The organism is Rhizobium sp. Root482, assembly GCF_001426565.1.
Lineage (GTDB): Bacteria > Pseudomonadota > Alphaproteobacteria > Rhizobiales > Rhizobiaceae > Pararhizobium.
This window is the reverse complement of sequence record NZ_LMFA01000022.1, coordinates 74,733-93,084: the sequence shown is the minus strand read 5'-3', so window position 1 is coordinate 93,084 and position 18,352 is coordinate 74,733. Positions and strand designations below refer to the sequence as shown.

Here is an 18,352-nt window from a genome sequence, read left to right as displayed (position 1 = left end):
TCGCCGTCATGAGCAAGCTACTTCTCGAAATACAGGGGCTGCGCAAGCAATACGGCGCCCTCGAAGTTCTCAAGGGCGTCGATTGCACCATGCGTGAGGGCGAGGTGATCTCTATCATCGGCTCTTCCGGATCCGGCAAGACGACGATGCTTCGCTGCATCAACATGCTGGAGGATTTCCAGGCCGGGCGCATCGTGCTTGATGGCGAGGAGATCGGTTACGAACAATCGAACGGGACGCGCCGCCGCAAGAGCGAGAAGGACATTGCCCGCCAGCGGGCGCTGACCGGCATGGCCTTCCAGCAGTTCAATCTCTTTCCGCATATGACCGCCGCCCAGAACGTCATGCTCGGCCTTATCAAGGTGAAGAAGATGCCGCGCGACGAGGCGCGTGCCGTCGCCGAAAAATGGCTCGACCGGGTCGGGCTTGCCGCCCGTGCCGATCATCATCCGGGCCAGCTTTCCGGCGGCCAGCAGCAGCGGGTGGCAATCGCCCGCGCCATCGCCATGTCACCGCGGCTGATGCTGTTCGACGAGGTGACCTCCGCGCTCGATCCCGAACTGGTCGGCGAAGTGCTGCAGGTCATCAAGGGGCTGGCGGCGGATGGCATGAGCATGCTGATCGTCACCCATGAGATGCGCTTTGCCTATGAGGTCTCCTCGCGGGTGATCTTCATGAACCAGGGCGTGATCGGCGAGGAAGGCGATCCGAAGGAGATGTTTGCAAATCCGAGGACCGAGCGGCTTGCCGAATTCCTCAAGACATCCAGTTTCAACTAGAACAAAAGAGAGAAGTTCGATGACCATCAAACGTTATGGTGCCGGCGAGACCGGCGCCGGCGGACAGGCCCTGCCCTTTGCCCGTGCCGTCGAGGCCAATGGCTGGCTGCATGTTTCCGGCCAGGTGCCGATGGAAAAGGGCGAAATCGTGCCGGGCGGCATCATTGCCGAGAGCCGGAGGGCGATTGAGAACCTGATCGCCATCCTGCACGAAGCCGGCTATGGCCTCGAGGACGTGGTGCGCGTCGGCGTCTGGCTCGACGATCCCCGGGATTTCTGGAGCTTCAACGGCGTCTATGCCGAATATTTCGGCGCCAATCCGCCGGCCCGTGCTTGTGTGCAATCGCGGATGATGGTCGATTGCAAGGTGGAAGTCGATTGCGTCGCCTATCGGGCGGACAGGACTTGAAATGCAGGGCGCGGCTTGCCAAGGTCGCGCCGTGACGCTCGAAGGGAATGAACGGAATGACTGACAGCGCCGAAGATATCGGACCGCGGCGCATGCGCGGCCTCGATCGCGCGTTCGAAATCCTCGAATTCCTGCGAACCAGGCGCCAGCCGATGCGGCCGAACGAGATCGCCGTCGAGATCGGCGGTCCGCGCTCTTCCATCTATGAACTGATCAATCTTTTGCTGCGCCACGGCATGCTGGATTACCAGGGCGGCAATGGCCGGGTCTTTCTCGGCCGCAAGCTCTATTTTCTCGGGACGGCCTATGCCGACCAGTTCGACCTGATGCGCGAATCGGAGGAGGTGCTGGCGCGCCTCGCCGAAGAAACCCGCGAAACCGCGCAGATGTGCCTGCTGGAAGGCAATAAATACACCGTTGCCATGATGCGCGAGGGTGCGCGCGCCTTTCGCATATCCTCCGATATCGGCGAACTCGTGCCGATCCCCTGGACGGCCTCCGGCCGCCTCCTGATCGCGCATCTCACCGACGAGGAAATCCTCGACTTCATTCCTGCCGATGATTTCGTGCTGCCGAGCGGCAAGCGGCTGGATGCCGGGCATTTTATCGCCGAAGTCCGCCAGGCGACCCTCGACGGCTATTTCACCTTCAACAGCGAAGTCGAGACCTACACCCATTGTTTCGCCGTGCCGGTGCACCAGACGGATGGGCAATGCGTGGCGACGCTTTGTCTCGTCGCGCCCAAGGAAGACGGATTGCGCAACCGGCAGGCCTATCTCGACAGCCTGCTTCGGGCCGCCCATGAATTGTCCGAGCAACTCGGCTATTCCCGCGGCCGCAAGCGCGCCGAGCAATAGTCTTCTCAGCTTGGCATCGACGCGACAGCAGACGCCCTGAGGCTTCACTTGAGGCTTCAGGCGTGGATATCGTTCTGCGCTTCGTCGGCGAGACGCTGCGAATAGCGCCGCATCATCTCCACCTGGACTTCGGTCTGGAACGTCAGGACCTGGACGCTGATTTCCTCCTCGTCGCAACCAAGCCGGCGCAGATTTTCCGCCAGGGCGCGGCATTCGCGCTTCCAGTAGTGAAGCGCGACATCGCCATGGATATTTTCCAATTCTCTCGCACAGCGCCTGATTGTGCCGACCTGCCCGTAGAGGGGAAAGGGTACGATCTGTTCCGGCGGCTTCGAAAAACCGGCATCCTTCAACGCAGCACTCATCAGGCGGCTCTCCTTGTTGGCGATTCTCATTTAGAAAGCATATGGTTAACGCTTCGTATCTTCGGGGCGAACTTTGTGGTTCAGGCGGCAATAGGCCGGTCTTGCAGAGGTGTTGGATCGCCCAGCCGCCCCGATTGCTGGCCAGATGCGCTGCCGTAACTGTCGCCCTGCCGGTTGCAGTCGGGCCGGATGCCGTGGCATGAGTGCGGACGGCGCACATGCGCATCCATCGTCTTGAGGTCGCAGCGGGAGAATTCTCATGACCAAAACGGATATTGCCCGCCGGGTCTACGACAATGCCTGGAAACTCGATCCGGTCGTGCGCAGCCTGCTCGACACGGATTTCTACAAGCTTCTGATGCTACAGATGATCTGGCGCCTCTATCCGGAGGTGGATGCCACCTTCTCGCTGATCAACCGCACCCGAACCGTGCTCCTGACCGACGCGATCGATGAACAGGAACTGCGCGAACAACTGGATTATGTGCGCAATCTCCGTTTCACCAAGAAGGAGATGATCTGGCTCGCCGGCAATACCTTCTATGGCCGCAAGCAGATTTTCGCGCCCGAATTCCTCGCCTGGCTCGCCGATTTCCAGCTGCCGGACTACGAGCTGTCGCGCCGTCACGGCCAGTACGAGCTGACCTTTCCCGGCAAGTGGACCCATACGACCATGTGGGAAATCCCGGCATTGGCGATCATCAACGAGCTTCGCTCGCGATCGGCGATGAAGGATATGGGGCCTTTCGCGCTCGACGTGCTTTATGCGCGCGCCAAGGCGAAGATGTGGACGAAGGTCGAACAGCTGAAAGCCCATCCGGACTTGCATATTTCCGATTTCGGGACGCGCCGGCGGCACAGTTTCCTGTGGCAGCGCTGGTGCGTGGAGGCCTTGAAGGAAGGCATCGGCGCCTCGTTTTCGGGCACCAGCAACGTGCTGCTCGCCATGGATACCGATCTCGAGGCGCTCGGCACCAATGCCCATGAACTGCCGATGGTCGCCGCAGCCCTTGCTCGCAACGACGCGGAACTGGGCGATGCTCCCTACAAGGTGCTGCAGGACTGGAACCGGTTTTACGGCGGAAACCTGCTGATCGTCCTGCCCGATGCCTTCGGCACCGCCGCCTTCCTGCGCAACGCCCCGGAATGGGTGGCCGACTGGACCGGCTTTCGCCCCGACAGCGCCCCGCCGATCGAGGGCGGCGAAAAGATCATCGCCTGGTGGAAGAAGATGGGCCGCGACCCCAGGGAGAAACTGCTGATCTTTTCGGACGGGCTGGATGTGGACACGATCCTCAAGACCTATCGGCATTTCGAGGGCCGGGTGCGCATGAGTTTTGGCTGGGGTACCAATCTCACCAATGATTTCGCCGGTTGCGCACCGACCGAGATCGACGGCCTCGATCCGATCTCGATCGTCTGCAAGGTAACGGACGCCAATGGCCGCCCGGCGGTCAAGCTGTCCGACAATCCGCTCAAGGCGACAGGCGAGCCCTCAGAGGTCGAACGCTATCTGAAATTCTTCGGCAGCGAGGATTTTGCCGAACAAGCGGTGCGCGTCTGAGCGCATCGCGCCCGGCGCCAGCTCACCGGACCCTGCCTAACAAAAAAACCCAGCCGGTGGAGGTGTCCGGCTGGGTTCGTTTGCGCAGTCTTGGGAGGATTGCGCCGGCAGGTTCTTGGGTTCTTGGGTTCTCAGGCGCTCAGGCGAACAAGGTCGGAGCGTGCGGCGAGCGGATGGACCATCGACAGCAGGCGACGCTTGGGTGCCGCCAGAAGGTTGACCGAATGGCTCCTGGCGCTCGTCGTTCCCGGCTGCGTCTGGCGAAGCGCGCTGGCAGCCGAATAGAGAAGCGTTTTCATTTCATTTGTTGTGACACCGTCCGCGCGCATCACGGCGCGGATCAGCGGATCGGTCAGAACCTCGGAAATGGTCAGATCGCTGTTTGGCTGGTGCATGGTGGTATTCCTTGGGTTCATCGTCTTTTCCGGCGGGCGGATCCCGGCCGGGGTCTTCAACTTGACATCGTTTTCTTGCGGTGTTACCAGTAAGTAACATCCGAATAGTTACCGACCGGTCACACCTATGTCAAGAAGCCTTGTCCATAAAAGTGCAAAATCCGTATCGGGTCCGAAGCCGGCCGATATAAGGCTGGAAGATGGTCTCTCTGTGCAGGCCCGCGCCGCCCCTCGCGATCGCATCGTTTCGACGGCCTGCGAACTGTTTCGCCAGCACGGAATCCGCGGCATCGGCGTCGATGCCATCGCCGTGGCGGCCGAAACCAACAAGATGACCCTCTACCGGCATTTCGGCTCCAAGGACGACCTGGTCTGCGAGACCCTGCGCTTCACCTCCGAAAAGGCCGCCGCCTTCTGGGACGAGTTGGAAGCCGCCCATCCGAACGACCCGATGGCGCGATTGCATGGCTGGGTGGCCGCTAAAGCCAAGTGTCTGGCGGACGAGCGCTTCGGCTGCGATCTGGCCAATGCCGCAGTGGAGCTCAAGGAACAGGGCCATCCGGCGCATGCCGTGATCGAGAACTTCAAGCTGGCGCAGCGCCGTCGTCTGGAAGACCTCTGTCGAGAGGCCGGCGTCAGCGAGCCTGAACTCCTCTCCGATACGCTGGCCATGCTGATGGAGGGCGCCCAGGTCTCAAAGTTGGCAACCGGCAGCGAAGGCCCGTCCATGCGCTTCCTGCGCGCCTGCGAGGCCGCCATAGCCTCCTTCCGCCAGCCCGCCTGACGGCGCCGCATTCGCGCTTATCTCCTGAATACATATGAGGCGGCGAGTTTCGCTGCCGGCTGTTTCCCGTCGCCCTTTGTGCTACAGCCGGGGCAGACGACAAGGAACAAGCCTGTGATCCCCTGGACCCTGATCGATACCGCCGAAATGCCCGATGGCGGCGGCGAATTGCGCCTGAAGCAGCGCGGCAGCGAATTTTCCATCATGCTCGGCCCGACCGAACTGATGAACAGCCGCCTCAGCGGCTCGGAAGAGGCACTGGCCCGGCTCGCCTGCGAAAAAATCGGCGGCCGCCCGCGTCCGCATATGCTGATTGGCGGCCTTGGCATGGGCTTCACGCTGCGCGCTGCGCTCGCGGAACTCAAAGCGGACGCGCGCGTCACGGTCGGTGAACTCGTACCCTCGGTCGTCGCCTGGGCGCGCGGACCGATGGCCGAACTGTTTGACGGCTGCCTCGACGATGAGCGGGTCGTTGTTCGCGAGGGCGACGTGATCAGCCTGATCCGTCCGGCTTCACAAGCCTATGACGCCATTCTGCTTGATGTCGATAATGGTCCGGCGGGGCTGACGCGCAAGGCGAATGACGATCTCTATGCACTGGGCGGCCTTCGTGCCGCCCACCGGGCACTGCGCCCCGGCGGCGTGCTGGCCGTCTGGTCCTCGGCGCCCGACCCGGCCTTCACCCGCCGGCTCCGCGAAGCGGGCTTTCGCGCCGAGGAACTGAAGGTCCGCGCCAGCACGAAAGGCAGCGGCGCCCGCCATATCATCTGGATGGCCACCAAGGCCTGAACACGACGATCACCGCACTCCATCGGAACCGCACAGTCCCGCCACCAGAACGGTGACGGGACTGAAAGGAGGCCGGTCAGCGGCCGGCAAGGATGCTGGCGATCACGCCGGATGTGATCCCGACCAACAGGAAATCATTGTCCACCTTGACCCATTGATGACCACGCGGCGGAGCGGAAAGCCGGTAGCGACGGTAATCGCTGACACGCGCCATGCGACGGCGTTCGGATGCGCTCATCCGGTGTCCCTTGGACCAGCGATGCTTGTGCACCACGACCTTCTTCTCGATCTTCACGCTGCGCTCGACATGGCGGTGACGATCAGGCCCACGATGTCCGTCCCTTGCCTGTGCGGTCATGGGAGCGATCAGGAACGTGCCGGCCAGCAGCAGTGCAAAAAACTTCTTCATCGATAATCTCCTGGTTTTTGTTGACGCAGGAGTCCTAGGCCGTCGATGATGAATGGAAAATGAAAGTTATATTACAATAGTTTAACCTGACGACATGCCTTCATCAAATCTGTCTCCGGAAAGGGAGAGGAGGCGACCTCCGGCCCTGCGGGCGGAAATCCCGGGCCGGAATGGTGCCGGTCCGCCCCATCTCGCGCCGCGTTAATCACTCGACGCCCCGCCGTGCGACGAACGGATTTTAGACGAAAGCGCGTGAAACGATTGATTAACCATGCGGGATGTTTCGTGGGGAACAGCGAATTGCGCGCCGCAGAATAGTCTCACCCCAGCGCTCAAAGCGTCTTTCAAGCATTCGCAAGGAACTGGGACATGACCACAGACAGAGGCGTCACTTTCGCCGTCATTGCCGTCGCGATCGTCGCGATGGCCACGCTGCATTTTGCAATGACACATTCTGGCACACCCGGCATGCCCGCCGGAGTGTCGTCGGAGATCACCTCCTCCATACCGCGTTGATCTGTCTGCCACGAAGCGAGACCGCGCGATCGAGCGAGACCGGCGCGAGGAACAGGACACTTCCGAGGACACCGCCAATCCCTGACGGCACTCTACGACCGGGCAAGAACGCGCCTTGACAGCAATGCACAGCTGTGCACTACTACTTTCTAGGGAAAGTTGTGGAGGACTGACCTTTGGACGCACTGGAGGAGCGGGCTGCGTTTTGTCGCAGCCTCGTCAAGGCGGCTGGCGAGTTGGCGATGCAGGGCTTCGGCCGTGCAAGGCATCTCGATATGAAAGGGCCGCAGGATTATCTGACGGAAACGGACGGGCTCTGCGAAGCCTTCATCCGCGACGGCATTGCGAGGACGTTTCCCCAGGACGGATTTTTCGGAGAAGAAACGGGCGGCGTGAGCGCCGGCAATCTGTGGGTCGTGGACCCCATCGACGGCACTGCCAATTTCGCGCGCAATATCCCGCATTTCTGCGTCGCTCTCGCCTATGTGGCCGATGGACGGACGGAGATCGGCGCCATCTACAATCCGGCCACGGACGAACTCTATTTTGCCCGGCGCGGACATGGCGCAACTTTGAACGGCAAGCCGATCCAAGTCGCCGCGACGCAATCCGCCTCGGCCGCGACCGTCGAATACGGCTGGTCGCCTCGCATCGCCCACACAGCCTATATGCAGTCTCTGGATGCTCTTTTGCTGTCGGGCTTCAATGTCCGCCGTGCGGGCTCCGGCGCTCTCGGTCTCGCCTATGTGGCCGACGGACGGGTGGATGCCTATGCGGAACTGCACATGAATTCCTGGGATTGCCTGGCTGGCCTCCTCCTCGTCGAGGAAGCCGGCGGGCGCATATGCCCCTTCTTCGACATGGCGACGGTGGAGGGCGGCGGAGCCGTCCTGGCATCCACCCCGCTCATCGCAAAAACCGTCAGCGCCGCCACGAGAATACCACTACAAGCGCCTCTTGCCGAAACCGTGCATGTGCGAGCTGCCGTCTGAAATATATGCACAGCTGTGCATGGAGAGACTTCTGGAGGGAACGCGTGAACGCCTATCTTGAAATCGCATCGACGCGCGTTCGCTACGGGGAAGTCGAAGTGCTGAAGGGCATCGATCTTTCCGTCGGCAAGGGAGAGTTCGTGGCGCTGCTTGGCTCGTCGGGCTGCGGCAAGACGACCCTCCTGCGCACGATCGCCGGGTTCAACACACCGACTGCGGGCACCATCCGCGTCGATGGACGCGACGTCACGCGCCAGCCGCCCGACAAGCGCGGCATGGCTCTGGTTTTTCAGTCCTATGCGCTATGGCCGCACATGACCGTCGATCAGAATATCGGCTACGGATTGAAGCTTCGCCGGATGCCGGCCCGCGACGCCTCGGCCCGCGTGGCGGAGATGAAAAGCCTCCTCGGCCTCGACGCGCTCGGGCAGCGCAAGCCCGGTGCCCTGTCGGGCGGACAGCGCCAGCGCGTCGCGCTGGGCCGTGCACTGGCCGTCAACCCGGACATCCTTTTGCTGGACGAGCCGCTTTCTAACCTCGATGCGCGGATTCGCCTGACGGTGCGCCACGAAATCAGCGCATTGCAACGCCGGCTCGGCATCACGGCCGTGCATGTCACCCATGACCGGGAAGAAGCCATGGTCATGGCGGACAGAATCGTCATCCTGGATGGCGGAAAAATCGCCCAGACCGGCACGCCGCAGGAAGTCTATAACCAACCGAACTCGGATTTCGTGGCGGCATTCATGGGCGCCGAGAATATCCTGGATGTCGACGTGGTGGCGCGGGGCGACAGCATGGAGATCGCGGCAGGACCGCATAGTCTCCGGGCGACCGTTCACCGTCCGGGCCAGGCCGCCTTCACCGGCAAGGCCATTGCCCGGTTCCGCAGCGAATCGATCGGCGTTGCGGACGCGAGCGACGACACACTGGGCACGAAAAGCGGCGGGCTCCTGCTCAAAGGCATTGTCGAGCAGGTCAGCTATCCCGGCGGGCTGTGGAGGCACGTCATCCATCTGGGAGACAACAGCGTCATCGTCGATGCGGAGCGGCGTTTCGAACAGGGCGCGCAGGTTCACCTGCGCGTGCCGGAGGACCGCCTCTACATTTTCCCCGCCCACAGGGCGTAAACCGCGGAGCGGAGGCTCCCGGATGGAAGGCACGCTGGCCAAGGCATGGCGTGGAACGGCAGCGATATCAACACATTGGGAGGTTTGTGATGAGGAAAGTATTCTATTCGATAATGGCATTGGGCCTGTCGACCTCGCCGCTCGCGGCGGCGGAACTGACGGTGATCACGGCGGGCGACCAGAATATGGTCGATTATATCAATCAGTATCTCGGCCCGCTCTTTGAAAAGCAGAATCCGGGTACGACGGTCCGGGCCGTGGGTACCGGCCCCGGCGATGCCGGGTCGCAGAAGATCCTGGAGCGCTTCGATGCCCAGGCCCAGGCAAATGTCGAAACATGGGACGCGGACGTGGCCGTCGCTCACGAGAAATTCGTCGGCCCCATGGTCGAGAAGGGATATCTCGAGAAATACCGCGACAAGATCGAAAGCGGCGCCCTGGTGACCCGCGCCAATGCCAAGATGGCGCTTGGCAGCAATGTCGATGGCTATGTCATGCCGATGTTCAACAGCCAGACGGCGCTCGCCTACAATCCCGCGCTCGTCGCCAGCCCGCCCAAGAGCTACGAGGAACTCGTGGCCTGGGCCAAGGAAAACCCCAAGCAGTTCGGCTATAACGGCATCAAGGGCGGCGCCTCCGGCGTCAGCTTCGTCATGGGCTGGATCTACGCCTTCGGCGGCGATGCCGACAAGCTGATGAATGGCCCGTTCGACGCCGCGGAAACGTCGAAATGGAACGACGCCTTTGCAAGCCTCAAGGATTTTTCAACCAACGCCACCATGACACCCGGCAATGCCGGCACGCTGGACATGCTGAGCCGGGGTGAAATCTCCATCGGACCGGTCTGGGTGGACATGTTCTATTCCTGGCAGGCCAATGGCCAGTTGCCGCCGGACATGAAGCTGGTCCTGCCTGCACCGGGCATGCCGGGCCAGCCCATGCACTATGTCATTCCCGCCAAGAGCCCGAACAAGGAACTGGCGGAGAAATTCGTCAATCTGGCGACCAGCCCCGAAGTCCAGGCCGAGGGGATCGTGAAGCGTTTCAACTGGTATCCGGGCATCGACGCCAAGCATGTCGAAGCGGCGCTCGACAAGGAAACCTGGGCCAAGCTCTTCACGGACATCTCGCCGGAAGATCTCGCCAAATACGGCAAGGCGTTCCCGATTGCCCCGTACAATACGGCCATTCTGGAGGCCTATGAGCGCCAGGTCGGCAACTGACTGAAACCGGGCGCCGCGGCATACTCGCCGCGGCGCTCTTCCCACGATCCGTGGGTTGCTTCGACCGCCCGTTCATTGCCATCAGGTGCTTCTCATGCCGATCCCGCTCATTGGCCTTCTTCTTGTCACGCCGGCACTGATCATCGTGCTTCTGCTGTTCATCGTTCCGCTTTTCAGTTCCGTGACCGGCGCATTCGATGTGGATGGCAGCTTCGGCCTCGGCAACTTTCAAAAGGCATTCGAGCTCTACAGCAGCGACATGATTTTCACGGTCGTGATCGTGCTCCTGTCCACGTTTCTCATCGGCCTGTTTTCCATCGCCATCGGCGGATATCTCACATTGGGATCCAATCCGCGCGCGGTCGCAATTCTCCGCTGGCTCTATCGATGGCCGCTATTCGTGCCCTTCATCGTGGTGGGGCAGATCCTGCGCACCTTTCTTGCCAAGAACGGCCTGATGAACAGCATGCTCGTCGAGGGAGGAATCCTCACCGCAGCCCAAACCGTCAGTTTCCTGGACTGGCGGGGCATCGTCATCGCCTTCGTATGGAAGCAGACACCCTTCGTGACGCTTCTCCTGTCCGGCGCCATGGCCTCGCTCGACCGTTCGATGATCGAATCTGCCCGCAACCTTGGCGCCAGCCGGACACGCATCCTGATCGAGATCATCCTGCCGCAGGTGCTGCCGACCCTGTTGGTCGGCCTCATTCTCAGCTTCGTGACCATGATGTCGGTCCTGTCTGTGCCGCTGATGATCAATGCCCAGTCTCCAACCATGATCACCGCAAGCATGGCCTTCCGCATCAACGCCTACGGCGATTACGGCGTCGCCAATGCGCTCGGCTTCATATCCCTGCTGATCACCAGCGCAGCCGCCTGGATCTATCTGCGCCAGACCATGAAGGAGCGCGCATGATGGCCGGCAGCATCGATCTCAAATGGATACCGCGCGGTCTCGGCCTCGGGCTTCTTGCCTTCGCCATTTTCGGCCCGCTGACGAATCTCTTGCTCTGGGCCTTCACCGAGCGGTGGTATTTCCCCCATGCGCTGCCGCTCGAATATGGATTTTCCTATTGGGCCAATGTGTTCTCTCCCCGCGGCAATGCGACGACGTCGCTGATCATGAGCGTCCTGATCGCCAGCCTGACGGTGGTCATATCGATCGGGCTGGCCATTCCGGCCGGCTATGCGCTCGCCCGGCTGCGTCTGCCGTTTCGCGGCGCGGTCCTGCTCATCCTCCTGATCCCCCAGGCCTTTCCCAATCTTCCGGTCTATGTGAACATCGCGCGCATCTTCTATCAGTTCGGCCTCAACGGCACGGTGCTGGGCGTGGTTCTCGTACATGTCACCCACGGTCTCGTTTATGCGGTCTGGATCGCCACCGCCGCCTTCTCGGCCATCGACCGAGAACTGGAGGAAGCGGCCCGCTCGATGGGGGCCTCCGCCCTGCGCACCTTCGCCGACGTCACGCTTCCGATCGCGGCACCCGGCCTTTTGGCAAGCGCCGTTTTCGTCTTCCTGGAATCACTCGATGAATTTACGGGAACCTATTTTGTCGGCGCGCCGGACATCTCGACGCTGCCGCTCCTGCTCTATACGGCGGGCTCCGGCGGCAACTACCAGATTGCCTCGATTACAGCCTTCATCCTGCTGATCCCGTCGATCGCATTCATGTTCGTCATCGAGAAGTTTATGCGCGCGGATGTCCTGTCGAAGGTAGGCCGGTGACAGGTGCCCGCCATCCTTCCGGACCATCAACGGCAGCACGCATGACAGCAACCCGCATCACCCGCGCTGAGGCAGCGGCTCATCCAGGCGGACATTTTGAAAGAGATGAGACAGCATGACCACGTATCACTCGATCTGGCTGATGCCGGCAGAGAAGGATCTGGCCTTCCTGACGGAATTGAATCATGAACTGGCCGGCATCTTCGGCACCCAGATCTTCTGCCCGCATCTGACGCTGGTCGAAGACCAGCCGCGATCGGCCGACGAGATGTCCGAATTGCTGGCCCGTGATTTTGCAGGCGAGCATGCCTTCGAGTGCCCTGTCTCGACCATTTCCGAAACGCCGATGTTCTACCGCTCGCTTTTTGCGGCCTTCGAGGCGAAGGGGCAATTATTGGCCCTGAAGGAGAAGGCCATCTCCGCGTTCGGCAAGGGCGACCTCAAGACATTCGTGCCGCATATTTCGCTCGCCTATGGCGCCCCGGACGAGGCCAAGCCCGCAGCGATCGATTATCTCCACAGGACGCTGACCGGGCGCCCGATCAGGTTCGACTCCATCGCCGTCGCCGAATCCGCTCAGACCATTCCGATCGAAGAATGGAGGATCGCGCACGACCATTCCCTGACGCCGATCAGGCCGGCTACCTGACGAAACCGAAAGGTTGCGGAAGCCGGAGGACTGCCTGTGGAGCGGTCATCGGCCTGACCCTTGCGCTGCACGCATGGGTGGCGTGAGACATTGGCGCTACCGCGAAACCGGCAAGGAGCGTATGTTGCCCTCATCAAACGACGCCGGGGCAAACAGGCTGCTGACGTCAACGGAACCTCAGGAAAGGGGATCAACATGACCATCGCACGCACCCTGAACAACTGGCGCAAATATCGTCAGACCGTCAATGAACTCGACCGCATGACGAACCGCGAACTGAACGATATCGGCATCAACCGCGGCGATATCCGCTCCGTCGCCCGCGCCCAAGCCTCGTTCTGAACGAAGCCAGCCCTGGATTTTGCAGCGCCTGCTCGATGGAGCGGGCGTTTTGCATTTCAGGCTGGCCGGGAGCGGTCTTGACGCGCCGATCATGGCCTTTGCCGGCATTCCACGCGCCCTTCGCTCCGTGGGCTTCACGCCCAGGCCCTGCGGAACGATCCGGGGAATCCCGGAGGCAATCTACAGCAATATTGGGAACTGAAATTGAGCCCCTTGTGGGAGCCCGCTTACTCTCAAGCCCGGTGCGCGCTCATCCGATACAGTTGAGGCCTATGCCGCCTCGGCAAGGATGACCTGCCAGGCGTCATAGGCAGACAACACCGTTTCCATCTGCGCCCGATGGCCGGCGATGAAGTCGTCGCCATAGATCGTCTCGTCCGGATATTCGGTGATCAGCGTCATCGGCACATCATGTCGGTTATCGACAGAGGATAGGCACGGAAAGCCATTGATCAGGCGAAAGCCCGTCTCTCCCGCATGGATCTCGTAGAGATCAATCTGCCGGTCGTTGAATGCGAGCAGCCCGGGTATCTGCCCCAGATGGCGCGTGACCATGTCGAGCATCGCTTCAGCCCTGTCTTCCCATCCGGCGCGATGGCGCATGACCAGGAAAAAGCCCTTGGGCAAAGTCCACATGGCGAAATTACGCGGCACATAGCCTGAGAGCGGCCGCGTCCATTCGTGAGACGGATATCCGTGCAGGTTCACATGCAGCAGGGCGCCGCTGAGTTCCTGAGCCCTGAAGCGGATTTCCTTTTCGTTCACCCGGCCCCGGGCGTCTTCGCGCGTGCGATATTCGAGATCGTCGCCCAGCGCCGTGTAGCGCGCCGCGTGGTGCATATGGCTTGGGTTTTCGATACGCAGCCGCTGGTGAAGGGCGTAGCCATCGGGGTTTTCCAATGGCGAGAGGGTGAAATGCGCGCCCTGCCTTTTCGACAGGATTTGCGCTGCACGGATTGCCCCGACGATACCCGTCGTCTCGTTCGGATGCTGGCCGCCACTGATCATCACCGCGGCATCGCTGCCCTTGATATAGCGGCCCGAAACCTTTCTTTGCGCCCGCGATCGAGCACTGAAGGGCTCTCCGCCGGTCGCGTCGAGCAGCCGGTTGATCTGCGATGCCGCCAGCGGCTCGCGCGCCACATCGATCTCTTGGTCGCCGCCGTCATGGAAATCGGTCGACAGTGGTTTCAGTTCGATGTGGACGGTGACTGCGCCATCGCTCTTGACGATGTCCGGCACGATCTGTCCGGGCTGCAATCCCCGATCGCCAAGCGGCCGGCCTGATTTCTTCTGGAAAAACTCGAGAAGCGAAAAATAGAAATCCTCGTGCAGCGCCTCGCGCAGGCTCACCACTTCATCGCCGATGTGAAGCGGCTCATCCGCGCAGGGATATCCGACCCGGATGTTCAACTCCTCGAAATAGGGCTCGTCCCGCCCCCATGGGTGACGCGAAATCGCGCCGACGGCCTCATGGAAGAGGGCTTCGTAATCCGTCACCAGGCGCTCACCGATAGCCTCGCCCGCATGTCGCAACCAACCGGTGGGCGACACATTGGTCTCGCCCACGACATCCGCATGAACGCGGTTTGGCGCGACAACCTTGTGTGTTTCGGTCTTTCCGGCACGTCTCAGCGTCACGTCATAGAAAAATTCGCCGTCCTGGCGGGCCACGAAATTGATCTCCGAAGCGCCGACCAGCGCTGCCAGCGGATAGGTCTCGAGACGAAACCGGTTCTCCGGCGCTTTGGCATGGACGGGATAGCGGATTTCGATCGCCTCCACCCCAGAAAGGTCGATCTCCTCGCGAAAATAGAAGAGCAATGGCTTGTAGGCGCTGCGGATACGCGCGGTGACGCCCTTGGCAGCCAGCTGCTCTTCGGCGGCACGGCGACTTTGCGTGTCGTCGAACGTCCAAGCCTCGACGGATTGGCCGGGCTTTGCAGCCGCCACCAGTTGACCGAGGCTGCGCTCGAAGCGTTTGCTGAAAATTTCCGTCATGCCGATTTACCTCGAGGTTCTGCCGGTTGGATCGAGGCTGTCACGCAGCCAATCGCCCAGGAGATTGAGACCGAGCACTGTCACGAGAATGGCCAGGCCCGGAAAGACGCTGACCCACCATGCCGTCTGCAGATAGGTGCGGCCGTCGGCCAGCATCCCGCCCCAGCTCGGAATGGTCGGATCGACGCCCAGTCCCAGGAAGGTCAGGCTGCTTTCGAGCAGTATATTGTTGGCGACATTCAAGGTCATCAGCACGATTACCGGCCCGATCAGGTTCGGCAGCAGGTGCTGCAGGATGATCCGCCAGTCCCTTACCCCGATCGCCCGCGCCGACAGGATGAATTCCCGCTCCCGCAGCGTCAGCACGGAGCCGCGCACCAGGCGGGCATACTGCACCCATTGCGAGACGATCAGGAGAATGATCGTGTTGGTGAGGCTGCCACCGACGATGGCGATGAAGGTGATGGCCAGCAGGATGAAGGGCATGGCAAGCTGGAGATCGGCGAAACGCATGACGACCATGTCCCAGAAGCCGCGGTAATAGCCGGCGATCAGCCCCATCAACACGCCGAACACGACGGCGCCGATCACCGAGGTAAATCCGACCAGGAGCGAAATCTTGCCCCCCGCCACGACGCGCGCCAGCACGTCACGACCGAGAGGATCGGTGCCGAACGGATAGGCCGCATTGGTGAAAGGCTTGGTCAGGCGCGCCATCAGGTCGATCTTGTTGGCGCCGCCCGGAAAGAGGACGTCGGAGAAGACGACCGCCAGGCAGATGACGATGGTCAGTGTTGCGCCCAGAATGAATTCCAGGTTCTTGAAGCGCGACAGGCGGGATATCCTTGCGGCCATGACGATCACTCCGTACGAATGCGCGGATCGACGAAGCCATAGGCGATATCGACCAGAAGATTGATGCCGACGATCATCAGCGACAGCACGGTGATGACCGCCTGGAGCACGGGATAATCCCGCGAGGCAACGGCATCGAACGCAAGCGTTCCCATGCCGGGCCAGTTGAAGACCCGCTCGATGACGACGATGCCGCCCAGAAGCCCGCCGAACTGCAGGCCGAAATAGGTGATCAACGGAATGGCGCAGTTGCGCAGGGCGTGTTTGTAGAGAACCTTGTTTTCGCTGAGGCCCTTGGCCCGCGCCACCATGATGTACTGCGACTGCAGTGTTTCCAGCATGGACGAGCGCACGAGGCGGACATTGGTCGCCGTCAGGATCACGCCCATGGTCACCGCCGGCATGACATAGCTCGCCATCCCCGACATGCCGCTTGGCGGCAGCCAGCCGAGCGTGATCGAAAAGAGCAGCACCAGCATGATGGCGAGCCAGAAATTGGGGAAGGAAAGCCCTACCAGCGACAGGATGCGGATAAGCTGGTCGGCGCCCTTGCCGCGCGCCGTCGCGGCCTTGATGCCGAGCGGAATCGACAGGACGATCGAGACCGCCATGGAGATGAAGGCAAGCAGGAGCGTCGCCGGAAGAGCATTGCCGATCAGCGTGGAGACCTGGGTGCCGCCCACGAAACTGCGGCCGAAATCAAGCGTCACGAGACCCTTGAGAAAAGCGAGATACTGGACGATGAACGGCTTGTCCGTGCCCAGCGCCGCGCGGATACGTGCCAGGTCGTCTTCCGTCATGCTGCCACCGCCCTGGAACATCATCATGGCAGGATCGCCCGTCAGGCGAATGGCGGAAGAGACGATGAGCGTGATGGCGATGACGACAAAAATCGCCTGCAGCAATCGCTTGATGAGGAAGCCGGTCAACGTTCTTTTCCTTCGAAACAGGGTCGATGTGCCGCCCGCCTGCACGGGCGGCACTTAGGTCCGTCCGTCTTACTCGACGGTCACGTCCGTCAGCTTCAGGCGGTTGTCCGGAGCGGCAACGAAGCCCTTCACCCGCTTGGAAACACCGTAGATGGCATTGCTGTTGTAGAGCGGCAGCTCCAGCGCCCGGTCGGCGACATAGGCGCCGATTTCCCGCAGGATCTTCTCACGCTCGGCCCGATCGGTGAGTGGCCGCTGGGACTCCAGCAGCTTGTCGAGCTTTTCGTCCTTCTCGTAAGGATTCCACTTTTCCCCGGAGTGGTACATCGAATAGGCGGTGTTGTCGTAATCGAAGGTCCAGCCGCCCCATTTCTGCTGGAACATCGCGCCGGTCTTTCCCTGCGGGATGATGTCGTTCAAGAGGACATTTGTCTCATACGGCTTGATCGTTGCGGTCAGGCCGACCATCGACAGATAGCTCGAGACGATCTGGGCCACTTCGTTCATCGTGGCGTCGTTGCCGCGAATGTCGATCTGCAGTTGCGCACCCTCCTTGACGCCCGCCTCCTGCAGCAGCGTCTTGGCGCCTTCCGGATCGAAAGGCAGCGGAGCGAGGTCAGGATCATAGCCAAAGGACAGTGCGCTCTGGAACGTTGCGATTTCCGCGCCCTGCCCGGCAAGAATGGACTCGACGATCGTCTTGCGGTCGACGGCCATGATGATGGCCTTGCGCACCTTGGGATCGGCCGTGATGCCGTCACGGGTGTTGAAGCGCAGCGAATCGACCGTCGGGCCGGGAACGCTGACAATTTCGAGATTGTCGTCGCCTTCGATGACCGGGATCATGCCGATCGGAATGATCGGCGGAATGACCAGATCGACGCGGCCGGCCTGCAATTCGGCAACCGCGGTCGCCGGCTCGGCGATGAACCGGAAGTCAAGTTCTGACAGTTTCGGAGCGCCACCCCAGTATTCGCTATTCGCTTCGAGCTTGATGCCAACCTTCGGCTCATAGGACACGAACTTGAACGCGCCGGTGCCGACAGGGTTCAGGTTGAAATGATCCTCGCCGTGTTCCTCGATATATTTCGGCGGCACGATCATCGCGCCATAGCCTGCCAGCTTGGTCAGAAGGACCGGATCGGGCGTCGAAAGCTTGATGTCGACCGTATAGTCATCGATGACCTCGACGCTTTCGATGGCGATATAGTTCGAACGCTGCGGGCCCTTGGAGCCTTCTTCACCGAGAAGGCGATCGAAGGTGTATTTGACGGCCGCGGCATTGAAGGGCTCGCCGTTGTGGAAGGACACGTTCTGGCGCAGCTTGAAGCGGATACGCTTGCCCTCGTCGAGCTCTTCCCAGCTTTCGGCCAGCGCCGGCACCAGCTTCATGTCCGGCCCGCGATAGGTCAGTCCATCGAAGATATTGGTCGAGACCGCCGCCCAGGCGACCAGGAACGTGTCGATGGGATCCCAGCTGCCCGGATCCTGCGGCGAAGAAATCGTCATTTTTCCGGCAGCCAGCGCCGGCGCTGCGGAAAACACAGCCCCTGACAAAGCCAGCGCCATGACGCCTGCCCTCAGTCCCCGTTCGATCGTTTTCATTGTATCTGTTCCTCTTCAGATGATTGCGACA

General features: G+C 61.3%; 21 protein-coding genes. 14 read left to right on the top strand and 7 right to left on the bottom strand.

Going from position 1 to position 18,352, the window contains the following annotated elements; all coding sequences use genetic code 11:
- Positions 1-8 precede the first annotated feature (8 nt).
- Genes ASD31_RS16540 through ASD31_RS16530 form a run of 3 tightly spaced genes read left to right on the top strand, consistent with a single transcriptional unit; the run spans position 9 to position 2,045 of the window.
- Positions 9-779, top strand: a complete 771-nt coding sequence (locus ASD31_RS16540; RefSeq protein WP_056336073.1) for an amino acid ABC transporter ATP-binding protein — start codon at positions 9-11, stop codon at positions 777-779.
- 19 nt (positions 780-798) lie between these two features.
- A complete protein-coding gene (locus ASD31_RS16535) occupies positions 799-1,188 on the top strand; it encodes a RidA family protein (RefSeq protein WP_056336070.1) in 390 nt (129 codons plus the stop codon).
- 56 nt (positions 1,189-1,244) lie between these two features.
- Positions 1,245-2,045, top strand: coding sequence for an IclR family transcriptional regulator (locus ASD31_RS16530; protein ID WP_056336067.1), 801 nt, complete (start codon positions 1,245-1,247; stop codon positions 2,043-2,045).
- A 56-nt stretch (positions 2,046-2,101) separates the two neighbouring features.
- Here the strand turns inward: ASD31_RS16530 and ASD31_RS16525 are convergent, their stop codons facing one another.
- Complete coding sequence (locus ASD31_RS16525) at positions 2,102-2,410, bottom strand: DUF6074 family protein (protein ID WP_056336064.1); 309 nt, start codon at positions 2,408-2,410, stop codon at positions 2,102-2,104.
- Positions 2,411-2,669: 259 nt separating this feature from the next.
- Here ASD31_RS16525 and pncB point away from each other — a divergent pair, with 259 nt between their 5' ends.
- Positions 2,670-3,974, top strand: a complete 1,305-nt coding sequence (gene pncB, locus ASD31_RS16520) for a nicotinate phosphoribosyltransferase (protein ID WP_056336062.1) — start codon at positions 2,670-2,672, stop codon at positions 3,972-3,974.
- Between the two features lie 131 nt (positions 3,975-4,105).
- Here the strand turns inward: pncB and ASD31_RS16515 are convergent, their stop codons facing one another.
- Complete coding sequence (locus tag ASD31_RS16515) at positions 4,106-4,390, bottom strand: hypothetical protein (RefSeq protein WP_082520602.1); 285 nt, start codon at positions 4,388-4,390, stop codon at positions 4,106-4,108.
- 106 nt (positions 4,391-4,496) lie between these two features.
- Between ASD31_RS16515 and ASD31_RS16510 the strand changes: the two genes are divergently transcribed.
- Positions 4,497-5,153, top strand: a complete 657-nt coding sequence (locus ASD31_RS16510; protein ID WP_082520601.1) for a TetR/AcrR family transcriptional regulator — start codon at positions 4,497-4,499, stop codon at positions 5,151-5,153.
- 114 nt (positions 5,154-5,267) lie between these two features.
- Positions 5,268-5,942 carry a spermidine synthase gene (locus tag ASD31_RS16505; protein ID WP_056336056.1) on the top strand — a complete coding sequence of 225 codons (675 nt, stop codon included), beginning with the start codon at positions 5,268-5,270 and terminating at the stop codon, positions 5,940-5,942.
- A 76-nt stretch (positions 5,943-6,018) separates the two neighbouring features.
- Here the strand turns inward: ASD31_RS16505 and ASD31_RS16500 are convergent, their stop codons facing one another.
- On the bottom strand, positions 6,019-6,351 hold the full coding sequence (locus ASD31_RS16500; protein ID WP_056336054.1) for an RcnB family protein: 333 nt from the start codon (positions 6,349-6,351) through the stop codon (positions 6,019-6,021).
- A gap of 369 nt (positions 6,352-6,720) precedes the next feature.
- Between ASD31_RS16500 and ASD31_RS26360 the strand changes: the two genes are divergently transcribed.
- The 8 genes from ASD31_RS26360 (at position 6,721) to ASD31_RS25575 (ending at position 12,931) form a co-directional block, all read left to right on the top strand.
- Entirely contained in the window at positions 6,721-6,867 is a 147-nt protein-coding gene (locus ASD31_RS26360; protein WP_200952203.1) for a hypothetical protein, read from the top strand.
- A gap of 176 nt (positions 6,868-7,043) precedes the next feature.
- The gene (locus ASD31_RS16495) at positions 7,044-7,859 is read left to right on the top strand and encodes an inositol monophosphatase family protein (protein ID WP_056336051.1); all 816 of its coding nucleotides are present in this window, start codon (positions 7,044-7,046) and stop codon (positions 7,857-7,859) included.
- Positions 7,860-7,903: 44 nt separating this feature from the next.
- The gene (locus tag ASD31_RS16490) at positions 7,904-8,989 is read left to right on the top strand and encodes an ABC transporter ATP-binding protein (protein ID WP_056336047.1); all 1,086 of its coding nucleotides are present in this window, start codon (positions 7,904-7,906) and stop codon (positions 8,987-8,989) included.
- Between the two features lie 89 nt (positions 8,990-9,078).
- Positions 9,079-10,212, top strand: coding sequence for an extracellular solute-binding protein (locus tag ASD31_RS16485; RefSeq protein ID WP_056336045.1), 1,134 nt, complete (start codon positions 9,079-9,081; stop codon positions 10,210-10,212).
- Between the two features lie 94 nt (positions 10,213-10,306).
- A complete protein-coding gene (locus ASD31_RS16480) occupies positions 10,307-11,128 on the top strand; it encodes an ABC transporter permease (RefSeq protein ID WP_056336040.1) in 822 nt (273 codons plus the stop codon).
- A complete protein-coding gene (locus ASD31_RS16475; protein WP_056337175.1) occupies positions 11,128-11,940 on the top strand; it encodes an ABC transporter permease in 813 nt (270 codons plus the stop codon). The genes ASD31_RS16480 and ASD31_RS16475 overlap by 1 nt, the downstream gene beginning before the upstream one ends.
- Positions 11,941-12,055: 115 nt before the next feature.
- The gene (locus ASD31_RS16470) at positions 12,056-12,589 is read left to right on the top strand and encodes a 2'-5' RNA ligase family protein (RefSeq protein WP_056336037.1); all 534 of its coding nucleotides are present in this window, start codon (positions 12,056-12,058) and stop codon (positions 12,587-12,589) included.
- 195 nt (positions 12,590-12,784) lie between these two features.
- Positions 12,785-12,931, top strand: a complete 147-nt coding sequence (locus tag ASD31_RS25575) for a DUF1127 domain-containing protein (RefSeq protein WP_082520599.1) — start codon at positions 12,785-12,787, stop codon at positions 12,929-12,931.
- A 270-nt stretch (positions 12,932-13,201) separates the two neighbouring features.
- On the opposite strand, the gene ASD31_RS16460 is transcribed toward ASD31_RS25575, so the two are convergent.
- From ASD31_RS16460 to ASD31_RS16445, 4 genes are all read right to left on the bottom strand, one after another.
- A complete protein-coding gene (locus tag ASD31_RS16460; RefSeq protein ID WP_056336033.1) occupies positions 13,202-14,932 on the bottom strand; it encodes a M14 family metallopeptidase in 1,731 nt (576 codons plus the stop codon).
- 6 nt (positions 14,933-14,938) lie between these two features.
- A complete protein-coding gene (locus ASD31_RS16455) occupies positions 14,939-15,787 on the bottom strand; it encodes an ABC transporter permease (RefSeq protein WP_056336030.1) in 849 nt (282 codons plus the stop codon).
- A 5-nt stretch (positions 15,788-15,792) separates the two neighbouring features.
- A complete protein-coding gene (locus ASD31_RS16450) occupies positions 15,793-16,716 on the bottom strand; it encodes an ABC transporter permease (protein WP_056336025.1) in 924 nt (307 codons plus the stop codon).
- A gap of 69 nt (positions 16,717-16,785) precedes the next feature.
- Positions 16,786-18,285, bottom strand: a complete 1,500-nt coding sequence (locus ASD31_RS16445) for an ABC transporter substrate-binding protein (protein ID WP_413813821.1) — start codon at positions 18,283-18,285, stop codon at positions 16,786-16,788.
- Positions 18,286-18,352: the final 67 nt, after the last annotated feature.

What these genes read in the sequence shown, in the direction of transcription:
- ASD31_RS16455 (WP_056336030.1), bottom strand. Translation starts at nt 15,787, where the DNA reads ATGGCCGCAAGGATATCCCGCCTGTCGCGCTTCAAGAACCTGGAATTC.
- ASD31_RS16475 (WP_056337175.1), top strand. Translation starts at nt 11,128, where the DNA reads ATGGCCGGCAGCATCGATCTCAAATGGATACCGCGCGGTCTCGGCCTC.
- ASD31_RS16535 (WP_056336070.1), top strand. Translation starts at nt 799, where the DNA reads ATGACCATCAAACGTTATGGTGCCGGCGAGACCGGCGCCGGCGGACAG.
- ASD31_RS16460 (WP_056336033.1), bottom strand. Translation starts at nt 14,932, where the DNA reads ATGACGGAAATTTTCAGCAAACGCTTCGAGCGCAGCCTCGGTCAACTG.
- ASD31_RS16480 (WP_056336040.1), top strand. Translation starts at nt 10,307, where the DNA reads ATGCCGATCCCGCTCATTGGCCTTCTTCTTGTCACGCCGGCACTGATC.
- ASD31_RS25575 (WP_082520599.1), top strand. Translation starts at nt 12,785, where the DNA reads ATGACCATCGCACGCACCCTGAACAACTGGCGCAAATATCGTCAGACC.
- ASD31_RS16510 (WP_082520601.1), top strand. Translation starts at nt 4,497, where the DNA reads ATGTCAAGAAGCCTTGTCCATAAAAGTGCAAAATCCGTATCGGGTCCG.
- ASD31_RS16540 (WP_056336073.1), top strand. Translation starts at nt 9, where the DNA reads ATGAGCAAGCTACTTCTCGAAATACAGGGGCTGCGCAAGCAATACGGC.
- ASD31_RS16470 (WP_056336037.1), top strand. Translation starts at nt 12,056, where the DNA reads ATGACCACGTATCACTCGATCTGGCTGATGCCGGCAGAGAAGGATCTG.
- ASD31_RS16530 (WP_056336067.1), top strand. Translation starts at nt 1,245, where the DNA reads ATGACTGACAGCGCCGAAGATATCGGACCGCGGCGCATGCGCGGCCTC.
- pncB (WP_056336062.1), top strand. Translation starts at nt 2,670, where the DNA reads ATGACCAAAACGGATATTGCCCGCCGGGTCTACGACAATGCCTGGAAA.
- ASD31_RS16525 (WP_056336064.1), bottom strand. Translation starts at nt 2,410, where the DNA reads ATGAGTGCTGCGTTGAAGGATGCCGGTTTTTCGAAGCCGCCGGAACAG.
- ASD31_RS26360 (WP_200952203.1), top strand. Translation starts at nt 6,721, where the DNA reads ATGACCACAGACAGAGGCGTCACTTTCGCCGTCATTGCCGTCGCGATC.
- ASD31_RS16445 (WP_413813821.1), bottom strand. Translation starts at nt 18,285, where the DNA reads ATGGCGCTGGCTTTGTCAGGGGCTGTGTTTTCCGCAGCGCCGGCGCTG.
- ASD31_RS16515 (WP_082520602.1), bottom strand. Translation starts at nt 4,390, where the DNA reads ATGAACCCAAGGAATACCACCATGCACCAGCCAAACAGCGATCTGACC.
- ASD31_RS16500 (WP_056336054.1), bottom strand. Translation starts at nt 6,351, where the DNA reads ATGAAGAAGTTTTTTGCACTGCTGCTGGCCGGCACGTTCCTGATCGCT.
- ASD31_RS16485 (WP_056336045.1), top strand. Translation starts at nt 9,079, where the DNA reads ATGAGGAAAGTATTCTATTCGATAATGGCATTGGGCCTGTCGACCTCG.